This is a genomic window from Pseudomonas sp. TTU2014-080ASC, assembly GCF_001446935.1.
Lineage (GTDB): Bacteria > Pseudomonadota > Gammaproteobacteria > Pseudomonadales > Pseudomonadaceae > Aquipseudomonas.
In genome coordinates, this window is sequence record NZ_LKKK01000012.1 from 281,753 (window position 1) to 300,613 (window position 18,861).

The 18,861-nt window shown below is 57.7% G+C and carries 18 protein-coding genes and 1 tRNA gene; 8 read left to right on the top strand and 11 right to left on the bottom strand.

Going from position 1 to position 18,861, the window contains the following annotated elements; genetic code table 11:
* Positions 1-101: 101 nt before the first annotated feature.
* The 3 genes from secB to AO726_RS16045 are packed head-to-tail and all read right to left on the bottom strand — an operon-like array spanning position 102 to position 1,297.
* The gene (secB, locus tag AO726_RS16035) at positions 102-584 is read right to left on the bottom strand and encodes a protein-export chaperone SecB (RefSeq protein ID WP_058069104.1); all 483 of its coding nucleotides are present in this window, start codon (positions 582-584) and stop codon (positions 102-104) included.
* 43 nt (positions 585-627) lie between these two features.
* Positions 628-882 carry a glutaredoxin 3 gene (gene grxC / locus AO726_RS16040; protein ID WP_058069105.1) on the bottom strand — a complete coding sequence of 85 codons (255 nt, stop codon included), beginning with the start codon at positions 880-882 and terminating at the stop codon, positions 628-630.
* Between the two features lies 1 nt (position 883).
* Positions 884-1,297, bottom strand: coding sequence for a rhodanese-like domain-containing protein (locus AO726_RS16045; RefSeq protein ID WP_058069106.1), 414 nt, complete (start codon positions 1,295-1,297; stop codon positions 884-886).
* 144 nt (positions 1,298-1,441) lie between these two features.
* Between AO726_RS16045 and gpmI the strand changes: the two genes are divergently transcribed.
* The 3 genes from gpmI to AO726_RS16060 all read left to right on the top strand — a co-directional run bounded on the left by gpmI (position 1,442) and on the right by AO726_RS16060 (position 5,720).
* Complete coding sequence (gene gpmI / locus AO726_RS16050; RefSeq protein ID WP_058069107.1) at positions 1,442-2,977, top strand: 2,3-bisphosphoglycerate-independent phosphoglycerate mutase; 1,536 nt, start codon at positions 1,442-1,444, stop codon at positions 2,975-2,977.
* 160 nt (positions 2,978-3,137) lie between these two features.
* Positions 3,138-4,382: a murein hydrolase activator EnvC family protein gene (locus AO726_RS16055; RefSeq protein ID WP_058069108.1), complete on the top strand. Its 1,245-nt coding sequence runs from the start codon at positions 3,138-3,140 to the stop codon at positions 4,380-4,382.
* A 39-nt stretch (positions 4,383-4,421) separates the two neighbouring features.
* A complete protein-coding gene (locus AO726_RS16060) occupies positions 4,422-5,720 on the top strand; it encodes a S41 family peptidase (RefSeq protein ID WP_058069109.1) in 1,299 nt (432 codons plus the stop codon).
* A gap of 126 nt (positions 5,721-5,846) precedes the next feature.
* Here AO726_RS16060 and hisF read toward each other — a convergent pair whose 3' ends face one another.
* The 7 genes from hisF to AO726_RS16095 form a co-directional block, all read right to left on the bottom strand.
* A complete protein-coding gene (gene hisF / locus AO726_RS16065; protein ID WP_058069110.1) occupies positions 5,847-6,617 on the bottom strand; it encodes an imidazole glycerol phosphate synthase subunit HisF in 771 nt (256 codons plus the stop codon).
* Positions 6,618-6,627: 10 nt separating this feature from the next.
* The gene (hisA, locus tag AO726_RS16070; RefSeq protein ID WP_058069111.1) at positions 6,628-7,365 is read right to left on the bottom strand and encodes a 1-(5-phosphoribosyl)-5-[(5-phosphoribosylamino)methylideneamino]imidazole-4-carboxamide isomerase; all 738 of its coding nucleotides are present in this window, start codon (positions 7,363-7,365) and stop codon (positions 6,628-6,630) included.
* Positions 7,366-7,401: 36 nt separating this feature from the next.
* Positions 7,402-7,662: a DUF2164 domain-containing protein gene (locus AO726_RS16075; protein WP_058069112.1), complete on the bottom strand. Its 261-nt coding sequence runs from the start codon at positions 7,660-7,662 to the stop codon at positions 7,402-7,404.
* Complete coding sequence (gene hisH / locus AO726_RS16080; RefSeq protein ID WP_058069113.1) at positions 7,663-8,301, bottom strand: imidazole glycerol phosphate synthase subunit HisH; 639 nt, start codon at positions 8,299-8,301, stop codon at positions 7,663-7,665.
* Positions 8,301-8,894 (bottom strand): imidazoleglycerol-phosphate dehydratase HisB, encoded by a 594-nt coding sequence (gene hisB / locus AO726_RS16085; protein ID WP_058069114.1) that lies wholly within the window; start codon positions 8,892-8,894, stop codon positions 8,301-8,303. Before hisB ends, hisH begins: the two co-directional genes overlap by 1 nt.
* A 174-nt stretch (positions 8,895-9,068) precedes the next feature.
* Positions 9,069-10,727, bottom strand: a complete 1,659-nt coding sequence (locus AO726_RS16090) for an OFA family MFS transporter (protein WP_058069115.1) — start codon at positions 10,725-10,727, stop codon at positions 9,069-9,071.
* Positions 10,728-10,887: 160 nt separating this feature from the next.
* Positions 10,888-12,111: a sterol desaturase family protein gene (locus tag AO726_RS16095; RefSeq protein ID WP_160320968.1), complete on the bottom strand. Its 1,224-nt coding sequence runs from the start codon at positions 12,109-12,111 to the stop codon at positions 10,888-10,890.
* 323 nt (positions 12,112-12,434) lie between these two features.
* On the opposite strand from AO726_RS16095, the gene AO726_RS16100 reads away from it, so the two are divergent.
* From AO726_RS16100 to AO726_RS16115, 4 genes are all read left to right on the top strand, one after another.
* On the top strand, positions 12,435-14,660 hold the full coding sequence (locus AO726_RS16100) for an AsmA family protein (RefSeq protein WP_058069117.1): 2,226 nt from the start codon (positions 12,435-12,437) through the stop codon (positions 14,658-14,660).
* Positions 14,660-15,718: an A/G-specific adenine glycosylase gene (gene mutY, locus AO726_RS16105; RefSeq protein ID WP_058069118.1), complete on the top strand. Its 1,059-nt coding sequence runs from the start codon at positions 14,660-14,662 to the stop codon at positions 15,716-15,718. Before AO726_RS16100 ends, mutY begins: the two co-directional genes overlap by 1 nt.
* Before the next feature lie 52 nt (positions 15,719-15,770).
* Positions 15,771-16,043 carry an oxidative damage protection protein gene (locus AO726_RS16110; protein ID WP_058069119.1) on the top strand — a complete coding sequence of 91 codons (273 nt, stop codon included), beginning with the start codon at positions 15,771-15,773 and terminating at the stop codon, positions 16,041-16,043.
* A gap of 146 nt (positions 16,044-16,189) precedes the next feature.
* Positions 16,190-16,265, top strand: a tRNA-Phe gene (locus AO726_RS16115).
* Positions 16,266-16,356: 91 nt separating this feature from the next.
* On the opposite strand, the gene AO726_RS16120 is transcribed toward AO726_RS16115, so the two are convergent.
* Positions 16,357-17,382 (bottom strand): poly(ethylene terephthalate) hydrolase family protein, encoded by a 1,026-nt coding sequence (locus AO726_RS16120; protein WP_058069120.1) that lies wholly within the window; start codon positions 17,380-17,382, stop codon positions 16,357-16,359.
* A gap of 703 nt (positions 17,383-18,085) precedes the next feature.
* Between AO726_RS16120 and AO726_RS16125 the strand changes: the two genes are divergently transcribed.
* Positions 18,086-18,859: an ABC transporter ATP-binding protein gene (locus AO726_RS16125; RefSeq protein ID WP_058069121.1), complete on the top strand. Its 774-nt coding sequence runs from the start codon at positions 18,086-18,088 to the stop codon at positions 18,857-18,859.
* Positions 18,860-18,861 lie beyond the last annotated feature (2 nt).

The following is an 18,861-nucleotide window of genomic DNA, read 5'->3' on the forward strand; positions in this document are numbered from 1 at the left end:
CTTCTGTAGGGTGCGGTAAGGCCAAAGGCGTACCCACCACGTGTTTAAAGTCCCATAAAAAAACGCCCCGAAGGGCGTTTTTTCAAGCAGCGCGCCAACCCTTAGTGGGAAGTCGCTTCGCCAGCTTGCTGCATGCGCTGCAGCTCTTGCGCGTACAGCGCATCGAAGTTCACCGGAGACAGCATCAGCGCCGGGAACGAACCACGGGTCACCAGGTTGTCCAGCGCTTCGCGAGCGTACGGGAACAGGATATTCGGGCAGAAAGCGCCCAGCGTGTGGCTCATAGCCGCCGCGTCCAGGCCCTTGATCAGGAAGATACCGGCCTGCTGTACTTCAGCGATGAAGGCAACTTCTTCGCCAGTCTTAACTGTGACCGAAACTGTCAGCACCACTTCGTAGAAATCACCCTCGAGGGCCTTCTGACGGGTATTCAGGTCCATGGAAACATTAGGAGCCCACTCCTGACGGAAGATTTCCGGGCTTTTCGGGGCTTCAAAGGACAAGTCACGCACATAGATACGCTGCAGGGAGAATTGAGCAGCCTGTTCGCCTTGCGCAGCGCCGTTGCTAGCTTGTTCGGTCATTATTAAGCCTTCCTTTGGTTCAGTTCGTTCAAATAGAAATCAATCAACCCTTGAGCAGCGCGTCCAGCTTGCCAGCGCGCTCCAGAGCGTACAGATCATCACAACCACCTACGTGGGTCTCACCAATCCAGATCTGTGGCACCGATGTGCGCTGGGCCTTACGGGCCATTTCCGCACGTACATCGGGTTGACCATCGACACGGATCTCCTCAAACAGCACGCCTTTATGGCTGAGCAGCTGTTTGGCACGGATACAATACGGGCACCAATCGCTCGAATAGATGACAACAGGCTGCATATCACTTCACCAGCGGCAGATTATCGCCACGCCAGCTGCTGATACCGCCCGACAGTTTGGCGGCGGTATAACCGGCCTTTTTCAGCTCGCGGCATACGGTACCGGAATGCTGGCCCATGGCGTCAACCACAATAATGGTCTTGGCCTTGTGCTTCTCGAGCTCAACGATACGGGTCGACAGCTTGTCGTACGGAATATTCAGCGCATCCACAATGTGCCCGCCGGAAAAGTCTTTCTGAGCGCGCACATCCACCACAACGCCCTGGTCACTGTTGACCAATGCTGTCAGTTCACGGGTGCTGAGGCTGCGGCCGCCTTTGCGCGACTCGGTGAAAATCAGCAACGTCAGCAGCACTACGAACGATCCGCTCAGTACATAGTGGGTAGAGACAAATTCAATCAGGTTGGCAAGCATCGTAGAGTTCCGGGACGATAAAATGTCGGCAAGTATACACAGCCACTAGGGTCGGCCAAAGCCCGCCGACCGTGACCTTTATTCTCCTTGGCCGTAAAATGCCGAGTCTTTTCGCCCCTTTATATACACAGCGAGCCTGCGTTTATGAGCGCCACGCCAAAACCACTGGTACTGATGATCCTTGATGGCTTCGGCCACAGCGACAACCCTGAGTCCAACGCCATCATGGCGGCGAACACGCCGAACTACGACCGTTTGCGCGCCACTCAGCCACACGGGCTGATCTCCGGTAGCGGCATGGACGTGGGTTTGCCGGACGGCCAGATGGGCAACTCGGAAGTCGGTCACATGAACCTCGGCGCAGGCCGTGTGGTGTACCAGGACTTTACCCGGGTAACCAAAGCTATCCGCGACGGCGAGTTTTTCACTAATGCCGCCATCACCGAAGCTGTGGATAAAGCCGTTAAAGCTGGCAAAGCAGTACACATTCTCGGCCTTCTGTCGGATGGCGGTGTGCACAGCCATCAGGATCACCTGGTAGCGATGGCAGAGCTGGCCGCTCAACGTGGCGCTGAGAAGATCTACCTGCACGCCTTCCTCGACGGCCGCGACACCCCGCCGCGCAGCGCGCAAAGCTCCATCGAACTGCTTGATGCCACCTTCGCCAAGCTGGGCAAAGGCCGCATCGCCAGCCTGATCGGCCGCTACTACGCCATGGACCGCGACAACCGTTGGGATCGCGTTGAGCAGGCCTACAACCTGATCGTCGATGGCAAAGCCGACTTCAGCTACGCCAGTGCCAGCGAAGGTCTGGCCGCAGCCTACCAGCGCGACGAGAGCGACGAGTTCGTTAAAGCCACCACCATCGGCGAAGCAGTTACGGTTGAAGACGGCGACACGATCGTCTTCATGAACTTCCGCGCCGACCGCGCCCGCGAATTGACCCGCGCCTTCGTTGAAGACGGCTTCCAGGGTTTCCAGCGTGCCCGCGTACCGCAACTGGCTGGCTTCATAATGCTCACCCAGTACGCAGCCAGCATTCAGACTCCAAGCGCGTTTAAGCCGGAGGCGCTGACCAACGTACTCGGCGAGTACCTGGCCAACAACGGCAAAACCCAGCTGCGCATTGCTGAAACTGAGAAGTACGCCCACGTCACCTTCTTCTTCTCCGGTGGCCGTGAAGACCCGTTCGCCGGCGAAGAGCGCATCCTCATTCCGTCGCCGAACGTCGCCACCTACGATCTGCAGCCGCAGATGAGCGCCCCGGAAGTGACCGACAAGATCGTCGACGCGATTGAAAATCAGCGTTACGACGTGATCATCGTCAACTACGCCAACGGCGACATGGTCGGCCATACCGGCGTGTTCTCTGCCGCCGTAGCCGCTGTTGAATGCCTGGACAGCTGCATCGGCCGCATTGTTGAGGCGCTGGATAAAGTCGGCGGCGAAGCGCTGATCACCGCCGACCACGGCAACGTCGAGCAGATGGCCGATGAAACCACTGGTCAGGCCCACACTGCCCACACCTGTGAACCGGTTCCCTTTATCTACGTCGGCAAACGCGCCGCCAGCATCCGCACAGGCGGTGTACTGGCCGACGTCGCGCCAACCCTGCTGACCCTGATGGGGCTGCCGGTACCTGCGGAGATGACGGGCACCAGCATCGTTGAGCTACACTAAGCACACACATCTGAGCTGGCGCAATGCCAGCTCAGATGCAACAAATCTCTGACTGCACTCACAGCGGCAATGTCTGATCTCATACACTATTGAAGACAAGCAACCTGCCTGCGTTTTTAGGCATACTACGAAGCTCCACGCCTTAGGTACTGCCAACCCCATGTTCCGTGCCCTAGCCCTGATTTTCCTCGCCCTTGCCCTGACGCCAGCTCATGCGGATGACAAAGCGGCGACCCAGAAGCAACTGGAAGCGGCCCGCGCCGATATCACCGAGCTAAAAAAACTGCTGGAGAAGCTGCAGCAGGAAAAATCCGGCGTGCAGCAGAGCCTGAAAAAGACTGAAAGCGAGATGGGTCAGCTCGAGCGCCAGGTTAAAGACCTGCAACACGAGATGAACAGCAGTGAGAGCGAGATCAAACGGCTCGGCGAGGAGAAAAAAAAACTTGAGGGTGCGCGTATCGAGCAACAACGGCTGATCGGCATCCAGGCCAGAGCCACCTATCAGAGCGGCGGCCGCCAGGAATACCTCAAGCTCCTGCTCAACCAGCAAAACCCGGAAAAATTCTCCCGCACCCTGACCTACTACGATTACCTGAGTCAGGCGCGCAAAGAACAGCTCGACTCGTTCAACGAAACCCTGCGCCAACTGGCTAACGTCGAGAAAGACATCCTTGATCATCAAACCCAATTAGCCGAGCAGAAAGCCCAGTTGGACAGTCGCCGCGAGCAACTCGCGGCCGTCCGCAAAGAGCGTCAGCTGGCACTGGCTAAACTGAACAAGGATTACGCGGCACGCGACCAAAGACTCAAGGCCCGCCAGCAGGATCAGGCTAACCTTCAGCGTGTGCTGAAAACTATTGAAGAAACCCTGGCCCGCCAAGCCCGGGAAGCTGAAGAGGCCCGTAAGCGCGCCTTACTCGCTCAACAAGAACAGCCACGGCGCAGCACCAATACCAATACCAGTGGTCCATTAGTAAGTTCAGGCGCAACGTATGGCGGCCCGTTTGCCAGCGCCCGGGGCAAACTGCCATGGCCAGTTAACGGACGCCTGGTCGCCCGCTACGGTGCTCCGCGAGGCGATGACTCCCGGGCGAAATGGGACGGAGTGATGATTGGCGCAGCTGCCGGTACACAAGTTCGTGCCATTCACGGCGGTCGCGTCGTCTTTGCAGACTGGCTGCGTGGTGCAGGCCTGCTGGTGATCCTGGATCACGGCAACGGCTACCTGAGCCTTTACGGCCACAACCAGAGCCTGCTTAAAGATGCCGGCGATGTGGTTGAAGCGGGTGAAGCCATTTCCACCGTTGGCAACAGCGGCGGTCAGGATACCCCAGCGCTGTATTTTGCAATTCGTCAGCAGGGGCGCGCCATCGACCCCGCTCAATGGTGTCGCGCACAAGGATAAGTGTTGCGTTAACTGATTCAGGACAGGAGTACGTTCGACATGCCGCATTTGTTCCGCCTCACCACATTGGCGTTCGCCCTTGCCCTGCTGGGTAATACGGCCGCCATGGCCACTCCGTCCGAAGACGTCAGCGTCGACAGCAGTGCCCCGCTGCCGCTGGACGAGCTGCGAACCTTTGCTGAGGTCATGGACCGCATCAAGTCGGCCTATGTGGAACCCGTAAGCGACAAGACGCTGCTGGAGAACGCCATAAAAGGCATGCTCAGCAACCTTGATCCGCATTCGGCCTACCTGGAGCCGGAAGACTTCCGCGACCTGCAGGAAAGCACCAGCGGCGAATTCGGCGGACTTGGTATCGAGATCGGTACCGAAGACGGTTTCATCAAAGTGGTCTCCCCTATCGACGACACCCCGGCCTCCGCCGCAGGCATCCAGCCAGGCGACCTGATCGTGAAGATCGACGGCCACCCGACCAAGGGCATGTCGATGATGGAAGCGGTAGACCTGATGCGCGGCAAGTCCGGCAGCAAGATTGAGCTGACCATCGTACGGGATGGAGGCAAGCCATTCGACGTGTCCCTGACACGCGCCGTCATCAAAGTTAAAAGTGTGAAGAGCCAGTTCCTTGAGGACGGCTACGGCTATATCCGCATCAGCCAGTTCCAGGTCAACACCGGCGAAGAAGTCGGCAAAGCCCTGGACAAGATGCGCAAGGATTACGGCAAGCGTCTGCGCGGCATTATCCTCGACTTGCGCAACAACCCAGGCGGTGTCCTGCAGGCGGCAGTGGAAGTCTCTGACCACTTCCTCAAGAAAGGCCTGATCGTCTACACCGAAGGCCGCATCGCCAACTCTGAGCTGCGCTTTAACGCCGATCCGGCTGATGCCAGCGACAGCGCACCTCTGGTCGTATTGATCAACGGCGGCAGCGCCTCGGCCTCCGAAATCGTTGCGGGGGCACTGCAGGATCACAAGCGTGGCGTGGTGATGGGCACCGACAGTTTCGGTAAGGGCTCGGTGCAAACAGTGCTGCCTCTGAATAATGACCGTGCACTGAAACTCACCACGGCGCTGTACTTCACCCCGAAAGGCCGCTCGATTCAGGCTCAGGGCATTGTCCCGGACATCGAAGTAGCCCGCGCCAAAGTCACCCGCGAGCAGGACATCACCAGTATCAAGGAAGCCGATCTGCAAGGGCACCTGGGGAACGGCAACGGCGGTGCAGACCGCCCAAGCAAGGGTAAAACCGCAGCCCAAAGCCGGCCACAGGATGACGACTACCAGCTGAGCCAGGCTCTCAACTTGCTCAAAGGGCTTAACGTCACTCGCGGCGACTGACGCCCATTTCGCGGTTGAAAGCCCCTCTGTTCGTAGGAGCAGTTTCAATCGCGAAAACCGCTCTTAACCAAGAAAAAAGCCCGGCGCTGATCACTCAGGCCGGGCTTTTTTACGCACTGAAATCGCTTAACGCACCACGATTCCACGACTGGCCAGATAAGCCTTAGCCTCTGGCACGGTGTATTCACCGAAGTGGAAGATGCTGGCAGCCAGCACTGCATCCGCCTTGCCTTCAATGATGCCGGCAGCCAAGTGCTCGAGATTGCCAACGCCACCGGAAGCAATCACCGGAATCCCCACAGCTTCGCTGATGGCGCGGGTGACGCCGAGGTCGTAGCCGCTTTTCACGCCGTCCTGATCCATGCTGGTCAGGAGGATTTCACCGGCGCCAAGGCCTTCCATCTTCTTCGCCCACATCACCGCATCCAAACCGGTTGGCTTGCGGCCGCCGTGGGTGAAGATTTCCCAGCGCGGTTCTTCGCCCGGCGCGGAGACCTTCTTCGCGTCGATGGCCACAACAATGCACTGCGAACCGAAGCGCGACGCCGCCTCACCAACGAACTCTGGGGTGAACACCGCAGCCGTGTTGATCGACACTTTATCGGCACCGGCATTCAGCAGATTGCGGATGTCCTGCACGGTACGCACGCCACCACCCACGGTTAGCGGGATAAACACTTGGCTGGCCATGCGCTCTACGGTGTGCAGCGTGGTATCACGGCCATTAACGCTGGCGGTGATGTCGAGGAAGGTAATCTCGTCAGCGCCCTGCTCGTCGTAACGGCGGGCGATTTCCACCGGGTCACCGGCGTCGCGGATGTTCTCAAACTGCACGCCTTTTACGACGCGGCCGTTGTCCACATCCAGGCAGGGAATAATGCGTTTAGCCAGCGCCATGGATCAGTCCTCAGCCTTTGTAGGAGTCGCAGAAGGCTTGCGCCTCGGCCACATCCAGCGTGCCTTCGTAGATGGCGCGACCGGTGATTGCACCGATGATGCCCGGTGCCTTGGCGTCCAGCAGCGATTTGATGTCGCCCAGGTTGTGGATACCGCCGGATGCGATCACCGGAATGCGGCTGGCAGCAGCCAGTGCAGCAGTGGCTTCGACGTTACAGCCCTGCATCATGCCGTCTTTGGCGATGTCGGTATAAACGATGGCGCTGACGCCGTCGGCTTCAAAGCGCTTGGCCAGATCAATCACCTGCACGGTGCTGACTTCAGCCCAGCCATCAGTGGCAACGAAACCGTCTTTAGCATCCAGACCCACAATGACTTTGCCCGGGAAGGCCTTGCACGCTTCGGTCACGAACTCAGGCTCTTTGACCGCCTTGGTGCCGATGATGACGTAGCTGACGCCCGCCTTGACGTAATGCTCGATGGTTTCCAGAGAGCGGATACCACCACCGATCTGGATCGGCAGGTTCGGGTAGCGTTTAGCAATGGCCGTCACCACTTCGCCGTTAACCGGCTGGCCTTCAAAGGCACCGTTGAGGTCGACCAGATGCAGACGGCGGCAGCCACCTTCAACCCATTTAGCAGCCATGCTCACCGGGTCATCGGAGAATACGGTGGAGTCTTCCATGCGACCCTGACGCAGACGCACGCATGCGCCGTCCTTCAGATCGATAGCGGGGATAATCAGCATCGGTTGAACCTGCTCAAGTCTCGTAAATTCGGAGGGTCAGCTCTTTTCGAGCGCCCAAAGGTCGCTTTCGATGCTCTCAAACCGCTCTTTCAAATGAGCCTGAACATCGTTAATCGCCTGGTTGTAATAAAGCGGTGCCATTTCGCGGGCAAACAGCTCCAGCACTTCAGCGGCCTCGAAGGTGCCCAGCTCAAGCTCAAAGCGATCCGCCATGAAACGCTTGATGGCCAGGCACGCATCCTGTTCCTGCTGTGCAGTCAGGGTCAGAATGGCGGGCTTCGATTTGCTACGGCTCATTTACCAGCGGCCATCCCAACCGGCGAAGTTCTGCAGCAATTGCAGGCCGTGGGTGTGGCTCTTCTCCGGGTGGAACTGCACGGCAAAGCGCGAACCTTCAGCCAGCGCGGCGGCAAAGTCTTTGCCGTAATGGCCGCGACCAACCACCTGCTGCGGGTTTTGCGCCTCGATGTAGTAGCTATGCACAAAGTAGAAGCGTGCCTGATCCGGAATGTTGTGCCACAGCGGGTGGGCCACACTCTGCTGGACTTCGTTCCAGCCCATGTGCGGCACCTTCAGGACGGCACCGTCTTCGGCCAGATCCTTGCCGAAGAAGCGCACCTTGCCGGGGAACAGGCCGATGCAGTCCACACCGTCGTTCTCTTCACTATGATCCAGCAGTGCCTGCATACCCACGCAAATGCCGAGGAACGGGCGATCCTCGCTGACTTCACGCACCAGCGCATCAAAGCCCAAACGCTTGATTTCGGCCATGCAGTCGCGGATCGCGCCAACACCGGGAAACACCACACGGTCAGCCTCACGGATCACCGCCGCATCGCTGGTCACCAGCACTCGGCCAGCACCAACGTGCTCAAGCGCCTTGGCGACCGAGTGCAGGTTGCCCATGCCGTAGTCGATAACAGCAACTGTCTGCATTACAGGCAACCTTTGGTGGACGGCATCTGCCCGGCCATACGCGGGTCCAGCTCAATGGCCATGCGCAGGGCGCGGCCGAAGGCTTTGAACACGGTTTCGATCTGGTGGTGAGTGTTGTGGCCACGCAGGTTGTCGATATGCAGGGTCACCAGCGCGTGGTTGACGAAGCCCTGGAAGAACTCCTGGAACAGGTCCACATCGAAACCGCCCACGGTTGCACGGGTGTACGGCACATTCATTTGCAGTCCCGGACGACCGGAGAAGTCGATGACCACGCGGGACAGTGCTTCGTCCAGCGGCACATAAGAGTGGCCGTAACGGGTCATGCCCTTTTTGTCACCGATGGCTTTGGCGAACGCCTGACCAACAGTGATGCCGACGTCTTCCACAGTGTGGTGGTCGTCAATGTGTAGGTCGCCTTTGCACTGGATATCCAAGTCGATCAGACCATGGCGGGCGATCTGATCCAGCATGTGCTCAAGGAAAGGCACGCCGATATCGAACTTGGCTTTACCGGTGCCATCAAGATTGATCGAGACCTTGACCTGAGTCTCCAGGGTATTGCGCTCGACGAATGCCGTACGTTCGGCCATCACCCGCTCCACAAATTGACCAAGAAAAAGAGGGCCATTATAGGCGGGCCGGGCGCTGTACGGCTACCGGCGGGTGCCGCAGGCTGCCTATTGGCGCGATAGTCGCCCCTGATTCTGATCGACTCAGGGGCGTTGACCTGCTGAAAGCGGGGTCAGCAGGTCATGATCCAGGTCTTACTGGAACAGTACGATGGTCTTCTGCAGGGTAATCCACACACCCCAAGCCATCGGCAATCCTACGGCCAACCAGGCAAGGATCACCCACGGCATGCTGGCACGATCCGCCGCCCACTCAAGCTCAGCTGCAACCGGCGCAGACTGATCGTGGCTGGCACGTTCGGCAGCCAGTTCGGCTTCGGTCATAAAGTGCTTCGGCGCAACCGGACGGATCAGCGCGTTGCAAATCAGCCCCAGCACCAGCAGGCCCGCAAGAATGTAGAGGGTGATGTCATACGCTGCCGCACGCTCAACCCCAATGCTCAGCTGATACTCACGCAGGTAGTTCACCAGCACCGGGCCGAGAATCCCCGCTGCAGCCCAGGCCGTCAGCAGTCGACCGTGAATGGCCCCCACCATCTGCGTGCCAAACAGATCGGCCAGATAGGCCGGCACCGTGGCAAAACCGCCGCCGTACATAGACAGGATGATGCAGAACGCCAGCACGAACAGCGCCAAGCTGCCCCACTGACCGAGCATCGGCACTGACGCGTACAGAGCAAAACCCAGGCCGAAGAACACGAAATAAGTGGCTTTACGGCCGATAAAGTCGGAAATGGACGCCCAGAAGAAACGGCCACCGATATTGAACAGGCTCAGCAGGCCGGTGAAACCCGCGGCCAGCACGGCGATTTCCGCCAGTTGCGCAGCGCTCAACTCATTGAACGCCAGGTCGTTACCCAACAGCTTGCCGGCAAACACTTCCTGCAGCAGCGGCGAGGCCATGCCGATAATGCCGATACCTGCCGACACGTTCAGGCACAGCACCGCCCATACCAGCCAGAACTGCGGGGTTTTCCAGGCCTTGCTTACGTGCACGTGACCTTGCGTGATCATGGCGTTGTTGGCCTTACTGGCCGGAGCTTTCCAACCGGCAGGTTTCCAGCCGGTCGGCGGTACGCGGTAGCCCAGCGCACCGGCCAACATAAAGACGAAGTAGATCGCCGCCATCACCACAAAGCTCTGCCATACACCCACGCTGTCCGGCCCGGAGAAATGGTTCATCAGCTCAGCCGCCAGCGGCGCACCGACCATCGCACCACCGCCGAAACCCATGATCGCCATACCTGTGGCCATGCCGCGCTTATCCGGGAACCACTTGATCAGAGTCGAAACCGGCGAGATATAGCCCAACCCCAAACCGATACCGCCAATAACACCGGAGCCCACCCACATCAGCCAGATCTGATGGGTGTACACACCCAGGGCAGAAATCAGCAAACCACCACACCAGCAGAATGCGGAAACCAGACCGGCTTTACGCGGCCCGGCCTTCTCCAGCCAGCCACCCCAGATGGCCGCCGAGCAGCCGAGAAAAACGAAGAACAGCGTGTACATCCAGCCCAACATGGAAATCTGCCAGTCACAGTCGCTGGCAAACACTTGCTCGAAGAACCCCAAATCCGCCGAGCAGGCAAGCGGTGCATCAATGCCGATGGCTTTCGACAGTGGCAGCCAGAACACCGAGAAGCCATAGGCCATACCGATGCACAGGTGGATGGCCAGCGCAGCCGGTGGAACCAGCCAGCGGTTAAAGCCGGGAGCAGCGATGATGCGTTCTTTAGACAAAAAAGCAGGCTTCGCTGAAGCGCCATTTAATGCTTGGGCGTCAGTCATGACTCATTCTCTGTTGGTAAGTGACAGGCCGGGCCTCAACCTTGATAGATGCTATCGATCAATCCATAGACGAGGCGGGCGCGGAGATTATCACTATCGCCCGCGCTTGGGCAGCGAACGGCGAAATCTGGTGCGACGTTCGCCCACTATGCAGTCGCATTCATAACGCCACGACCTCTGAGCCGGCTGCCGCGCGGCCCTGCAGACGAATAAACCAAAGCCCACAGAGCAGGCACACCAACGCCACCATCACTCCTGCCAGCGCATGCCCCGCAGGCAGATAAAAGCCCCAGAACAACGCCACCACCGCCAACAACCCCAGCCTCAGCAACTCACCGGACAGACGCAAAGCCCCATCAAACAAACGTCCCAGACTGACGCAACCGCTGACCACCAGCACCATTAATACGACTGACCACCACAGCGCCGCCTCTTTAACCTGGGCCATAAACGCCAGTGTCAGCAGATTCAGTAACAGGAACTGAACGATGGCATACGGACGCAATGCCGCTGCGCACGCACCGTTGAACTTCGCCTCCGGCATGCTCGGCCAGGCCATATGCTGCACATCGGCCGGTCGCCAGCCAGTGGGCATCCACCACAGCCGCAACTTGTCCCACCAGGACTGGGTCGCCCGCGCATCAGCCCACAACAAGCGCCACCAGGAGAACTGCAAGCGCAGCGGATCAAAAGTGCTTACCGGTGTCGTGACGCCATAGCGCACCGGCTCGCTCTCCAGCGCATGCGTGCCGAACAGGCGATCCCAAACGATGAAAACACCGCCGTGATTCTTATCGATGTAACAGTCGTTCTGACCGTGATGAACCCGGTGCAGAGATGGCGTCACAATCACATGCTCCAGCCAGCCCAGCTTGCCGATATGCTGCGAGTGCACCCAAAACTGATAGACCAGCTGAATCCCCAGCAGCAGCAAAAACACCGGCAGTGGAATACCCAGCAACGCCAATGGCAGATAAAACGGCCAGTCAAAAGCTGTCTGCACCGCACCTTTGCGCAGCGCTGTGGATAAGTTGAAGTCCTCGCTGGAGTGATGGGGTTGGTGCGCACCCCACAGCACATTGAAGGTATGCATGCTGCGGTGCGCCCAATAGAAGCAGAAATCCACAGCGATAAAGCCCAGCAGCCAAAGCCATGGCGAGCGGGCGTCCCACTCAAATAACCGGGCATGCTCATAAAGCCAGGCATAAGGGACGATCAACAGCAGACGCAACGGCCCTTCAAGCACAACCCGCAACACACCGGTATTGATACTGGTGGTGGCATCCGCCAAGCGGTAGGTGCGCTGCCCGCTGTGACGCTCGTACGCCAGCTCCAGCAGGATCAGCACGATGTACATCGGAATAGCCAGGATTGCGACGTTCACAAGCACCTCGGATTTTCTTCTTATTACGTCAGAGACTACTCCCGAACCGCCGCCATCGCGCCAGCTTATTGCGCCAAATGGCCGCACCGAAAACGACAGCACAACGGAACCGGCATACCGGATGACCATCGAACATGGCAGGCAACAAGTTGTGCAAGGCCGCAGCCAGACACCCCGCACCGCGCCAACCGCCCACCTTAAATCTATACACAAATTCGCCCTGAATAAGGGTACCGCCGCCGCCCACAGCGCAACGCTGGCGCTATACTGGACGGCCCATTACGCTGCTGATCACTGTTCAGCTTCATCACAAGGATTCGCACATGAAAGCGCTCGGCAAAATCCTCGGTCTGATCTTCCTCGGACTCTTGCTGATCATTGTGGCCCTGGGCTTTGCCCTGACCCATCTGTTCGATCCGAACGACTACAAAGACGAAATTCGCCAGTTGGTCCGTGAAAAGGCCAGCGTTGAGCTGACCCTCAACGGTGACATCGGCTGGAGCCTGTTCCCCTGGCTCGGCCTTGAGCTGACCGATGCCAGCGTCGCCAGCCTCGACACACCGGATCATCCGTTTGCCAACCTGCGCCTGCTCGGTCTGTCCGTACGCGTGCTGCCATTGCTGCGCAAAGAAGTGCAGATGAGCGATATCCGCATCGACGGCCTTAATCTTGATCTGCAACGCGACGACAAAGGCAACAGCAACTGGAACAACGTCGGCAAACCACTGCAAACCGCCCAAAGCGATACGCCTGCCACAAGCACTCCGACTGATAGCAGTGAATCGGGCAACGACGAGACCGCTACAAGCAGCCAGAACCTGAAACTGGACATCGACAGCCTGATCGTCAACGGTGCCCGCATCAGTTACCAGGACGCGCAAAAAGGCGACCAGTTCAGCGCCGAAAGCATCCAGATCACTACCGGAGCCATCACCGAAGGCAATCCGGTCCCAGTTAAAATCAGCGCCTTCTTCGGCTCCAACAAGCCGTTGCTGCGCGCTCGCAGCGAGCTGCAAGGCGAACTGCGCTTTGACCGCGCGCTGAAGCGCTATCAACTGGAAGACGCCAAACTGTCCGGCGAAATCTCCGGCGACCCATTCAACGGCCAGACCCTGACCTACTCTGCACAAGGCCAGCTACTGATCGACCAAGCCGCCCAAGTAGCCGAGTGGAATGGCCTGAAACTCTCCGCCAACCAACTGCGCGCACTGGGCGAGCTGAAAGTACGCGACCTTTCCAGCGCCCCGAAACTCAGTGGCGGCTTGTCCATCGCACCACTGAACCTGCGCGAATTCCTCGCCACCATCGGGCAGAAGCTGCCACCGCTGAATGACGACAAAACCCTGAGCAAGTTTGAGCTGACCACCCGTCTCAGCGGCAGCGACAAAAGCCTGTCGCTGGACGAGCTGAAGCTCACCCTCGACGACAGCCACTTTACCGGCGACGTGGGCGTAGCCGACTTCACCAAGCAGGCCCTGCGCGTCAAACTCAAAGGTGATCAGTTTGATCTTGACCGCTATCTGCCAGCGAAAACCAAAGAGAGCCAGAAAGCCAAATCCGCCCGCAGCGCTGAAGTGAAGGACAGCATCGCCAAAGCAGGCGAAAGCGGCAGCACACCCCTGCCTAACGCGCCGACCGAGCATGCCTGGAGCGCCACCGACATTGTCCCGCTCAATACTCTGCGCAAGCTGGACGCCCAGCTGGACCTGAGCTTGGGTCAACTCACCGTCGACAAGCAAACGCTGAATGACGTCGCCCTCAAGGCACAGGCCCAACAAGGCCTGATCACCCTACAGGATGTCCGCGGCAAACTGGGTAGCGGCGATGTAGCCGTCAAAGGCAGCCTAGATGCACGCCCTGACGCCGCCCTGATGAGCCTGCAAACCACCCTGAAAAATGTTGCCGTCGAACCGTTCCTGAAAAAACCGGATCAACCTTCTCCGGTCAAAGGCAACCTCAACCTGCAAGCCGACCTGACTACCCAGGGCAACAACCAGAAGAGTTGGGTCGAAGCCCTCAACGGTACCGCCAACTTCAGTCTGGATAACGGCATGCTCGTCGGCGCGAACCTCGAACAACAGCTGTGCCGAGGCATCGCTACGCTCAACCGCAAATCCCTGAGCAACGAAGCTCGCGCCAAAGACACGCCATTCGAGACACTGCAGGGCAGCCTCAACATCCACAACGGCGTGGCCAACAACCCCGACCTTAAAGCCCGCATTCCGGGGCTTTCCGTAGCCGGTAATGGCCTGCTGGATGTGCGCACCCTCGGCCTCGACTACCACATTGGCATCACCATCGAAGGCGACCGCCGCGAAATGCCCGACCCAGCGTGTCAGGTCAATGAGCGCTATGTCGGCATTGCCTGGCCGGTGCGCTGCCGTGGTCCACTGGAAATGGGCGGCAAGGCCTGCCGCCTGGATCAGGAAGGCCTGGGCAAAGTCGCCGCCAAACTCGCGGGTAACAAAATCAGCGAGAAGCTTGAAGAAAAACTCGGGGATAAAGTCAGCCCTGAACTGAAAGACGCAATCAAGGGCCTATTCCGTTAATGACCCCCGAGCAGTTCTCCGGGGCCGTGCTGGCGTGGTATGACCAGCACGGCCGCAAGGATTTACCCTGGCAACACAACATCACTCCGTATCGTGTCTGGGTATCCGAAATCATGCTGCAGCAGACCCAGGTCAGCACCGTGCTGGGTTATTTCGATCGTTTCATGAGCGCCCTGCCAACCGTAAAGGATCTGGCCGAAGCCCCGGAAGACGAAGTGCTGCACCTGTGGACTGGCTTGGGTTACTACACCCGCGCACGTAATCTGCAAAAGACGGCACGGCTGATCATGTCTGAATACGGAGGCGAGTTTCCCCCTGACGTGGATAAGCTCAGCGATCTACCCGGCATCGGCCGCTCCACTGCCGGAGCCATCGCCAGCCTCAGCATGGGCGTGCGCGCCCCGATTCTGGATGGCAACGTCAAACGGGTGCTGGCCCGTTATGTCGCGCAGGAAGGCTACCCCGGCGAACCAAAAGTGGCGAAACAGCTGTGGGATATCGCCGAACGCTTCACCCCGCAACAGCGCGTCAACAACTACACCCAGGCCATGATGGATCTGGGTGCAACACTCTGCACCCGGAGCAAACCCAGCTGCTTGATCTGCCCGCTGCAAAGCGGCTGCAAAGCCCATCTGCTTGGCTTGGAAATCCGCTACCCGATACCCAAACCACGCAAGGCACTACCGCAAAAAAGCACCTTGATGCCTGTCTTTGCCAACCAGAACGGCGAGATCCTGCTCTACCGACGTCCCTCTACCGGGCTCTGGGGCGGCCTGTGGAGCCTGCCAGAACTGGAAGACCTGGACGCAATCGGACCGCTGGCTACGCAACACCAGCTTAAACTCGGCGAACGACAGGCTCTTAACGGCCTGACCCACACCTTCAGCCATTTTCAGCTGGCCATAGAGCCCTGGCTGATCCATGTCGAGGCAACACCGGAGGCCGTGGCCGAGGCCGACTGGCTCTGGTATAACCTCGCCACCCCGCCGCGCCTGGGCTTGGCCGCCCCGGTAAAAAAATTACTGAAGCGCGCGGCCGACGCCCTGGGTTCTGCATAAGTACTTGATGTTAATGCAGAAGCTAAACGCCCACTGATTTCTGGAGATACACATGACCCGCACCGTCCACTGCCGCAAATACCAGAAGGATCTGCCCGGCCTTGATCGTGCGCCTTATCCGGGTGCCAAAGGCGAAGACATTTTCAACAACGTCTCCAAGCAGGCTTGGGATGAATGGCAGAAGCACCAGACCCTGCTGATCAACGAGCGTCGTCTGAACATGATGAACGCCGACGACCGCAAATTCCTCCAGGCTGAGATGGACAAGTTCCTCAGTGGCGAGGAATACGCCAAAGCCGACGGCTATGTCCCTCCAAGTGAATAACTCCTGGCGGGCGTGAAGGATCACCCTCACGCCCCTCGAAAAACCTGCTCCGAAACGTCAAAGAAACCTAAGCGCCCGAAATAATTAAACATTTTTTCAATTCGCGCTTGACGCCCCCTCGGAAAACGCGTTTAATGCGCCCCGTTGCCCAGGTAGCTCAGTCGGTAGAGCAGGGGATTGAAAATCCCCGTGTCGGCGGTTCGATTCCGTCCCTGGGCACCAAAATACCGAAAACCCTGAACTCGAAAGAACTCAGGGTTTTTTATTGCCTGCGGGTTTTACCAACTCCGAACGAAGCAACATCCAGCACGTTTTACTTCAGCGCAGCCGCCACACTATTTCGCTGCACACGAAGCGGATTGAGCCTCGACTGGATGAACTGCGAATCTTTGGACAGTTTGTAGTCAGGCCCCACAAAATAGCCGGCTGCGTTTGAATCACTCTTAGCCGCGTACAACAGCCAGGCGGTTGTAATCCCGGCAAACTCGTTTTTCGCATTGCCCCTGACAGGACTGAAATGGGTCGCATTGCGTGCAGTCGCGAACCAGGCCGGCGTATCTTTGATGGTTCCGTTCTGCCACAACAGCGGCCAGGTAAACGCAGGCACAACCACATCAGCAGCCCCGGTCAGGATTAATGTCGGCACTCTCACTAGCGCCCCCACCCCCAATGGCCCCGGCTCAACCGGCAATGAGCCCACCAACTTCAAATCCGGGTCAATCAGACGCAATGCAGCATCGGGCAAACTAGAAGCGAGGATTGACGCACCACCTCCTGCTGAATGCCCAGCCACAACCGTCCGGGTGAGATCAGCTTTACCGTATAAAGGAGAAGCTGGATCCTTATTCAACTTACTGACCTCCAGAGCACCCAATATATGCATGGTGGGCCAAGAGTTAATAAAGTCAGACGATACGACAACAATAAACCCGTAACTTGCCCACTGCCGTACCAAATTCGTGTACTGTCCCTCATTGGAAAGAATACCGCCGACAAAATTCACCACCGGTAGCTTATCCAATTCCTTTATGTTCTCTGGATAGTAGACATTAGTTGAAACCGGACTTTTAAATCCGTATGGAAATGATTCGTTGCACTGAACATCCGGATCAGTCAGAACCAGTTTCGCTAACGTACCTACCAGCCCGCGGCAATCAGCAACGACCGCACTAGTGTCCACGCCGTAAGGCCCCGCTTGATCCGTGTATGCATACTCATCATGCGCAAGGCCGTACGCTGGTATCAACTCAGAGGCTCCGACCTGAGCGCTCATGGAGAAGATGAAAGTGGAAGCCGCGATAAACTTAGTTCCGAATCCATTCTTACTAAAAGTCTTCATTGCAGTATCCCTACCTTAGACTAATTTAGTACAACTCACGCAGAAAGCTGATCACTCCCTAAATATCGACTTTCAGTGTTGATCATACATATTAAGGAATACTTACAAATAAATTTTGATTTAAATACAGACAACCAAACTTAGCCATAATATTCGCATAAGCTTATATACAAAATCGCAATTGCCGTATTCGCACAAACGTAGCCTTCTGCACTATTCGCAACAAGTGCTCAGCACTGACACCTCAACAGCTGCACATCGCCAAAAATGGCACGTTTGTTCAGCAGCTCCTCTGTATCAGATTAGTCGCGCCCTGCTCATCACCAGCGCTTGCTTGTGACGATTTGGCGGTTCACGTTAAAATGCAGCCACTTTGCTCATACAGAGTAAGCAAAGCGTTCTACTGGTTTAAAGTTTTCCGTACCTGCAGCCATGGCTCGGGTACAAACAGACAGAAACCCCAAGTGAACATCCCTTGGGGTTTTTTTATTGCCTGAAATATTGCGATTGCACTCCAGCGAGCAGAGCACCCGTCGGAATTACCACGGCGCGACAAGCAACTGTAATCAGGCGACACAACACGTATTGCAACAGCTCATGAACGGCAAACGGCTTGGCGCTTATCGGGACGCTATGCTAGGTTGACCCTCGCCTGGAAGGCCACGTAATGCCTGAGCCCCCGAACAAGAAGAGAGGTACAACCATGGCTGCGGCCACGCCTGCGCTGGAAATTCGCGATTTGCACAAACGCTACGGCGACCTTGAAGTTCTCAAGGGCATCTCTCTCACCGCCCGCGACGGTGACGTGATTTCGATTCTCGGCTCCTCAGGCTCCGGCAAATCCACCTTCCTGCGCTGCATCAACCTGCTTGAGAACCCACACCAGGGCCAGATCATCATTGGCGGTGAAGAACTCAAACTCAAAGCAGCTAAAAACGGCGAACTGATTGCTGCCGACAATCGCCAGATCAACCGCCTGCGCAGCCAACTGGGTTTTGTCTTCCAGAACTTCAACCTGTGGCCACACATGACCGTGCTCGACAACATCATCGAAGCACCGCGCCGTGTACTGGGGCAGAGCAAGGCTGAAGCCATCGAAGCAGCCGAAGCGCTGTTAGCTAAAGTTGGCATTGCCAACAAGCGTCACGCTTATCCAAACGAATTGTCCGGCGGTCAGCAACAACGTGCAGCGATTGCCCGTACGCTGGCAATGCAGCCGAAAGTAATCCTGTTCGATGAGCCAACCTCGGCTCTCGACCCGGAGATGGTACAAGAAGTGCTTAACGTGATCCGCGCGCTCGCTGAAGAAGGCCGCACCATGTTGCTAGTGACCCACGAGATGAACTTTGCCCGTCAGGTTTCCAGTGAAGTGGTGTTCCTGCATCAGGGGCTGGTTGAAGAACAGGGCTCGCCCGAACAGGTCTTCACCAACCCGACTTCAGCACGATGCAAACAATTCATGTCCAGCAATCAATAAAA

Bases quoted from the DNA above. Each gene is read 5' to 3' on its own strand.
- gpmI (WP_058069107.1), top strand. From the start codon at position 1,442: ATGAGCGCCACGCCAAAACCACTGGTACTGATGATCCTTGATGGCTTC.
- hisH (WP_058069113.1), bottom strand. From the start codon at position 8,301: ATGCAGACAGTTGCTGTTATCGACTACGGCATGGGCAACCTGCACTCG.
- AO726_RS16125 (WP_058069121.1), top strand. From the start codon at position 18,086: ATGGCTGCGGCCACGCCTGCGCTGGAAATTCGCGATTTGCACAAACGC.
- secB (WP_058069104.1), bottom strand. From the start codon at position 584: ATGACCGAACAAGCTAGCAACGGCGCTGCGCAAGGCGAACAGGCTGCT.
- AO726_RS16100 (WP_058069117.1), top strand. From the start codon at position 12,435: ATGAAAGCGCTCGGCAAAATCCTCGGTCTGATCTTCCTCGGACTCTTG.
- AO726_RS16060 (WP_058069109.1), top strand. From the start codon at position 4,422: ATGCCGCATTTGTTCCGCCTCACCACATTGGCGTTCGCCCTTGCCCTG.
- AO726_RS16110 (WP_058069119.1), top strand. From the start codon at position 15,771: ATGACCCGCACCGTCCACTGCCGCAAATACCAGAAGGATCTGCCCGGC.
- hisF (WP_058069110.1), bottom strand. From the start codon at position 6,617: ATGGCGCTGGCTAAACGCATTATTCCCTGCCTGGATGTGGACAACGGC.
- AO726_RS16075 (WP_058069112.1), bottom strand. From the start codon at position 7,662: ATGAGCCGTAGCAAATCGAAGCCCGCCATTCTGACCCTGACTGCACAG.
- AO726_RS16045 (WP_058069106.1), bottom strand. From the start codon at position 1,297: ATGCTTGCCAACCTGATTGAATTTGTCTCTACCCACTATGTACTGAGC.
- hisA (WP_058069111.1), bottom strand. From the start codon at position 7,365: ATGCTGATTATCCCCGCTATCGATCTGAAGGACGGCGCATGCGTGCGT.
- AO726_RS16055 (WP_058069108.1), top strand. From the start codon at position 3,138: ATGTTCCGTGCCCTAGCCCTGATTTTCCTCGCCCTTGCCCTGACGCCA.
- mutY (WP_058069118.1), top strand. From the start codon at position 14,660: ATGACCCCCGAGCAGTTCTCCGGGGCCGTGCTGGCGTGGTATGACCAG.
- AO726_RS16090 (WP_058069115.1), bottom strand. From the start codon at position 10,727: ATGACTGACGCCCAAGCATTAAATGGCGCTTCAGCGAAGCCTGCTTTT.
- AO726_RS16120 (WP_058069120.1), bottom strand. From the start codon at position 17,382: ATGAAGACTTTTAGTAAGAATGGATTCGGAACTAAGTTTATCGCGGCT.
- hisB (WP_058069114.1), bottom strand. From the start codon at position 8,894: ATGGCCGAACGTACGGCATTCGTCGAGCGCAATACCCTGGAGACTCAG.
- grxC (WP_058069105.1), bottom strand. From the start codon at position 882: ATGCAGCCTGTTGTCATCTATTCGAGCGATTGGTGCCCGTATTGTATC.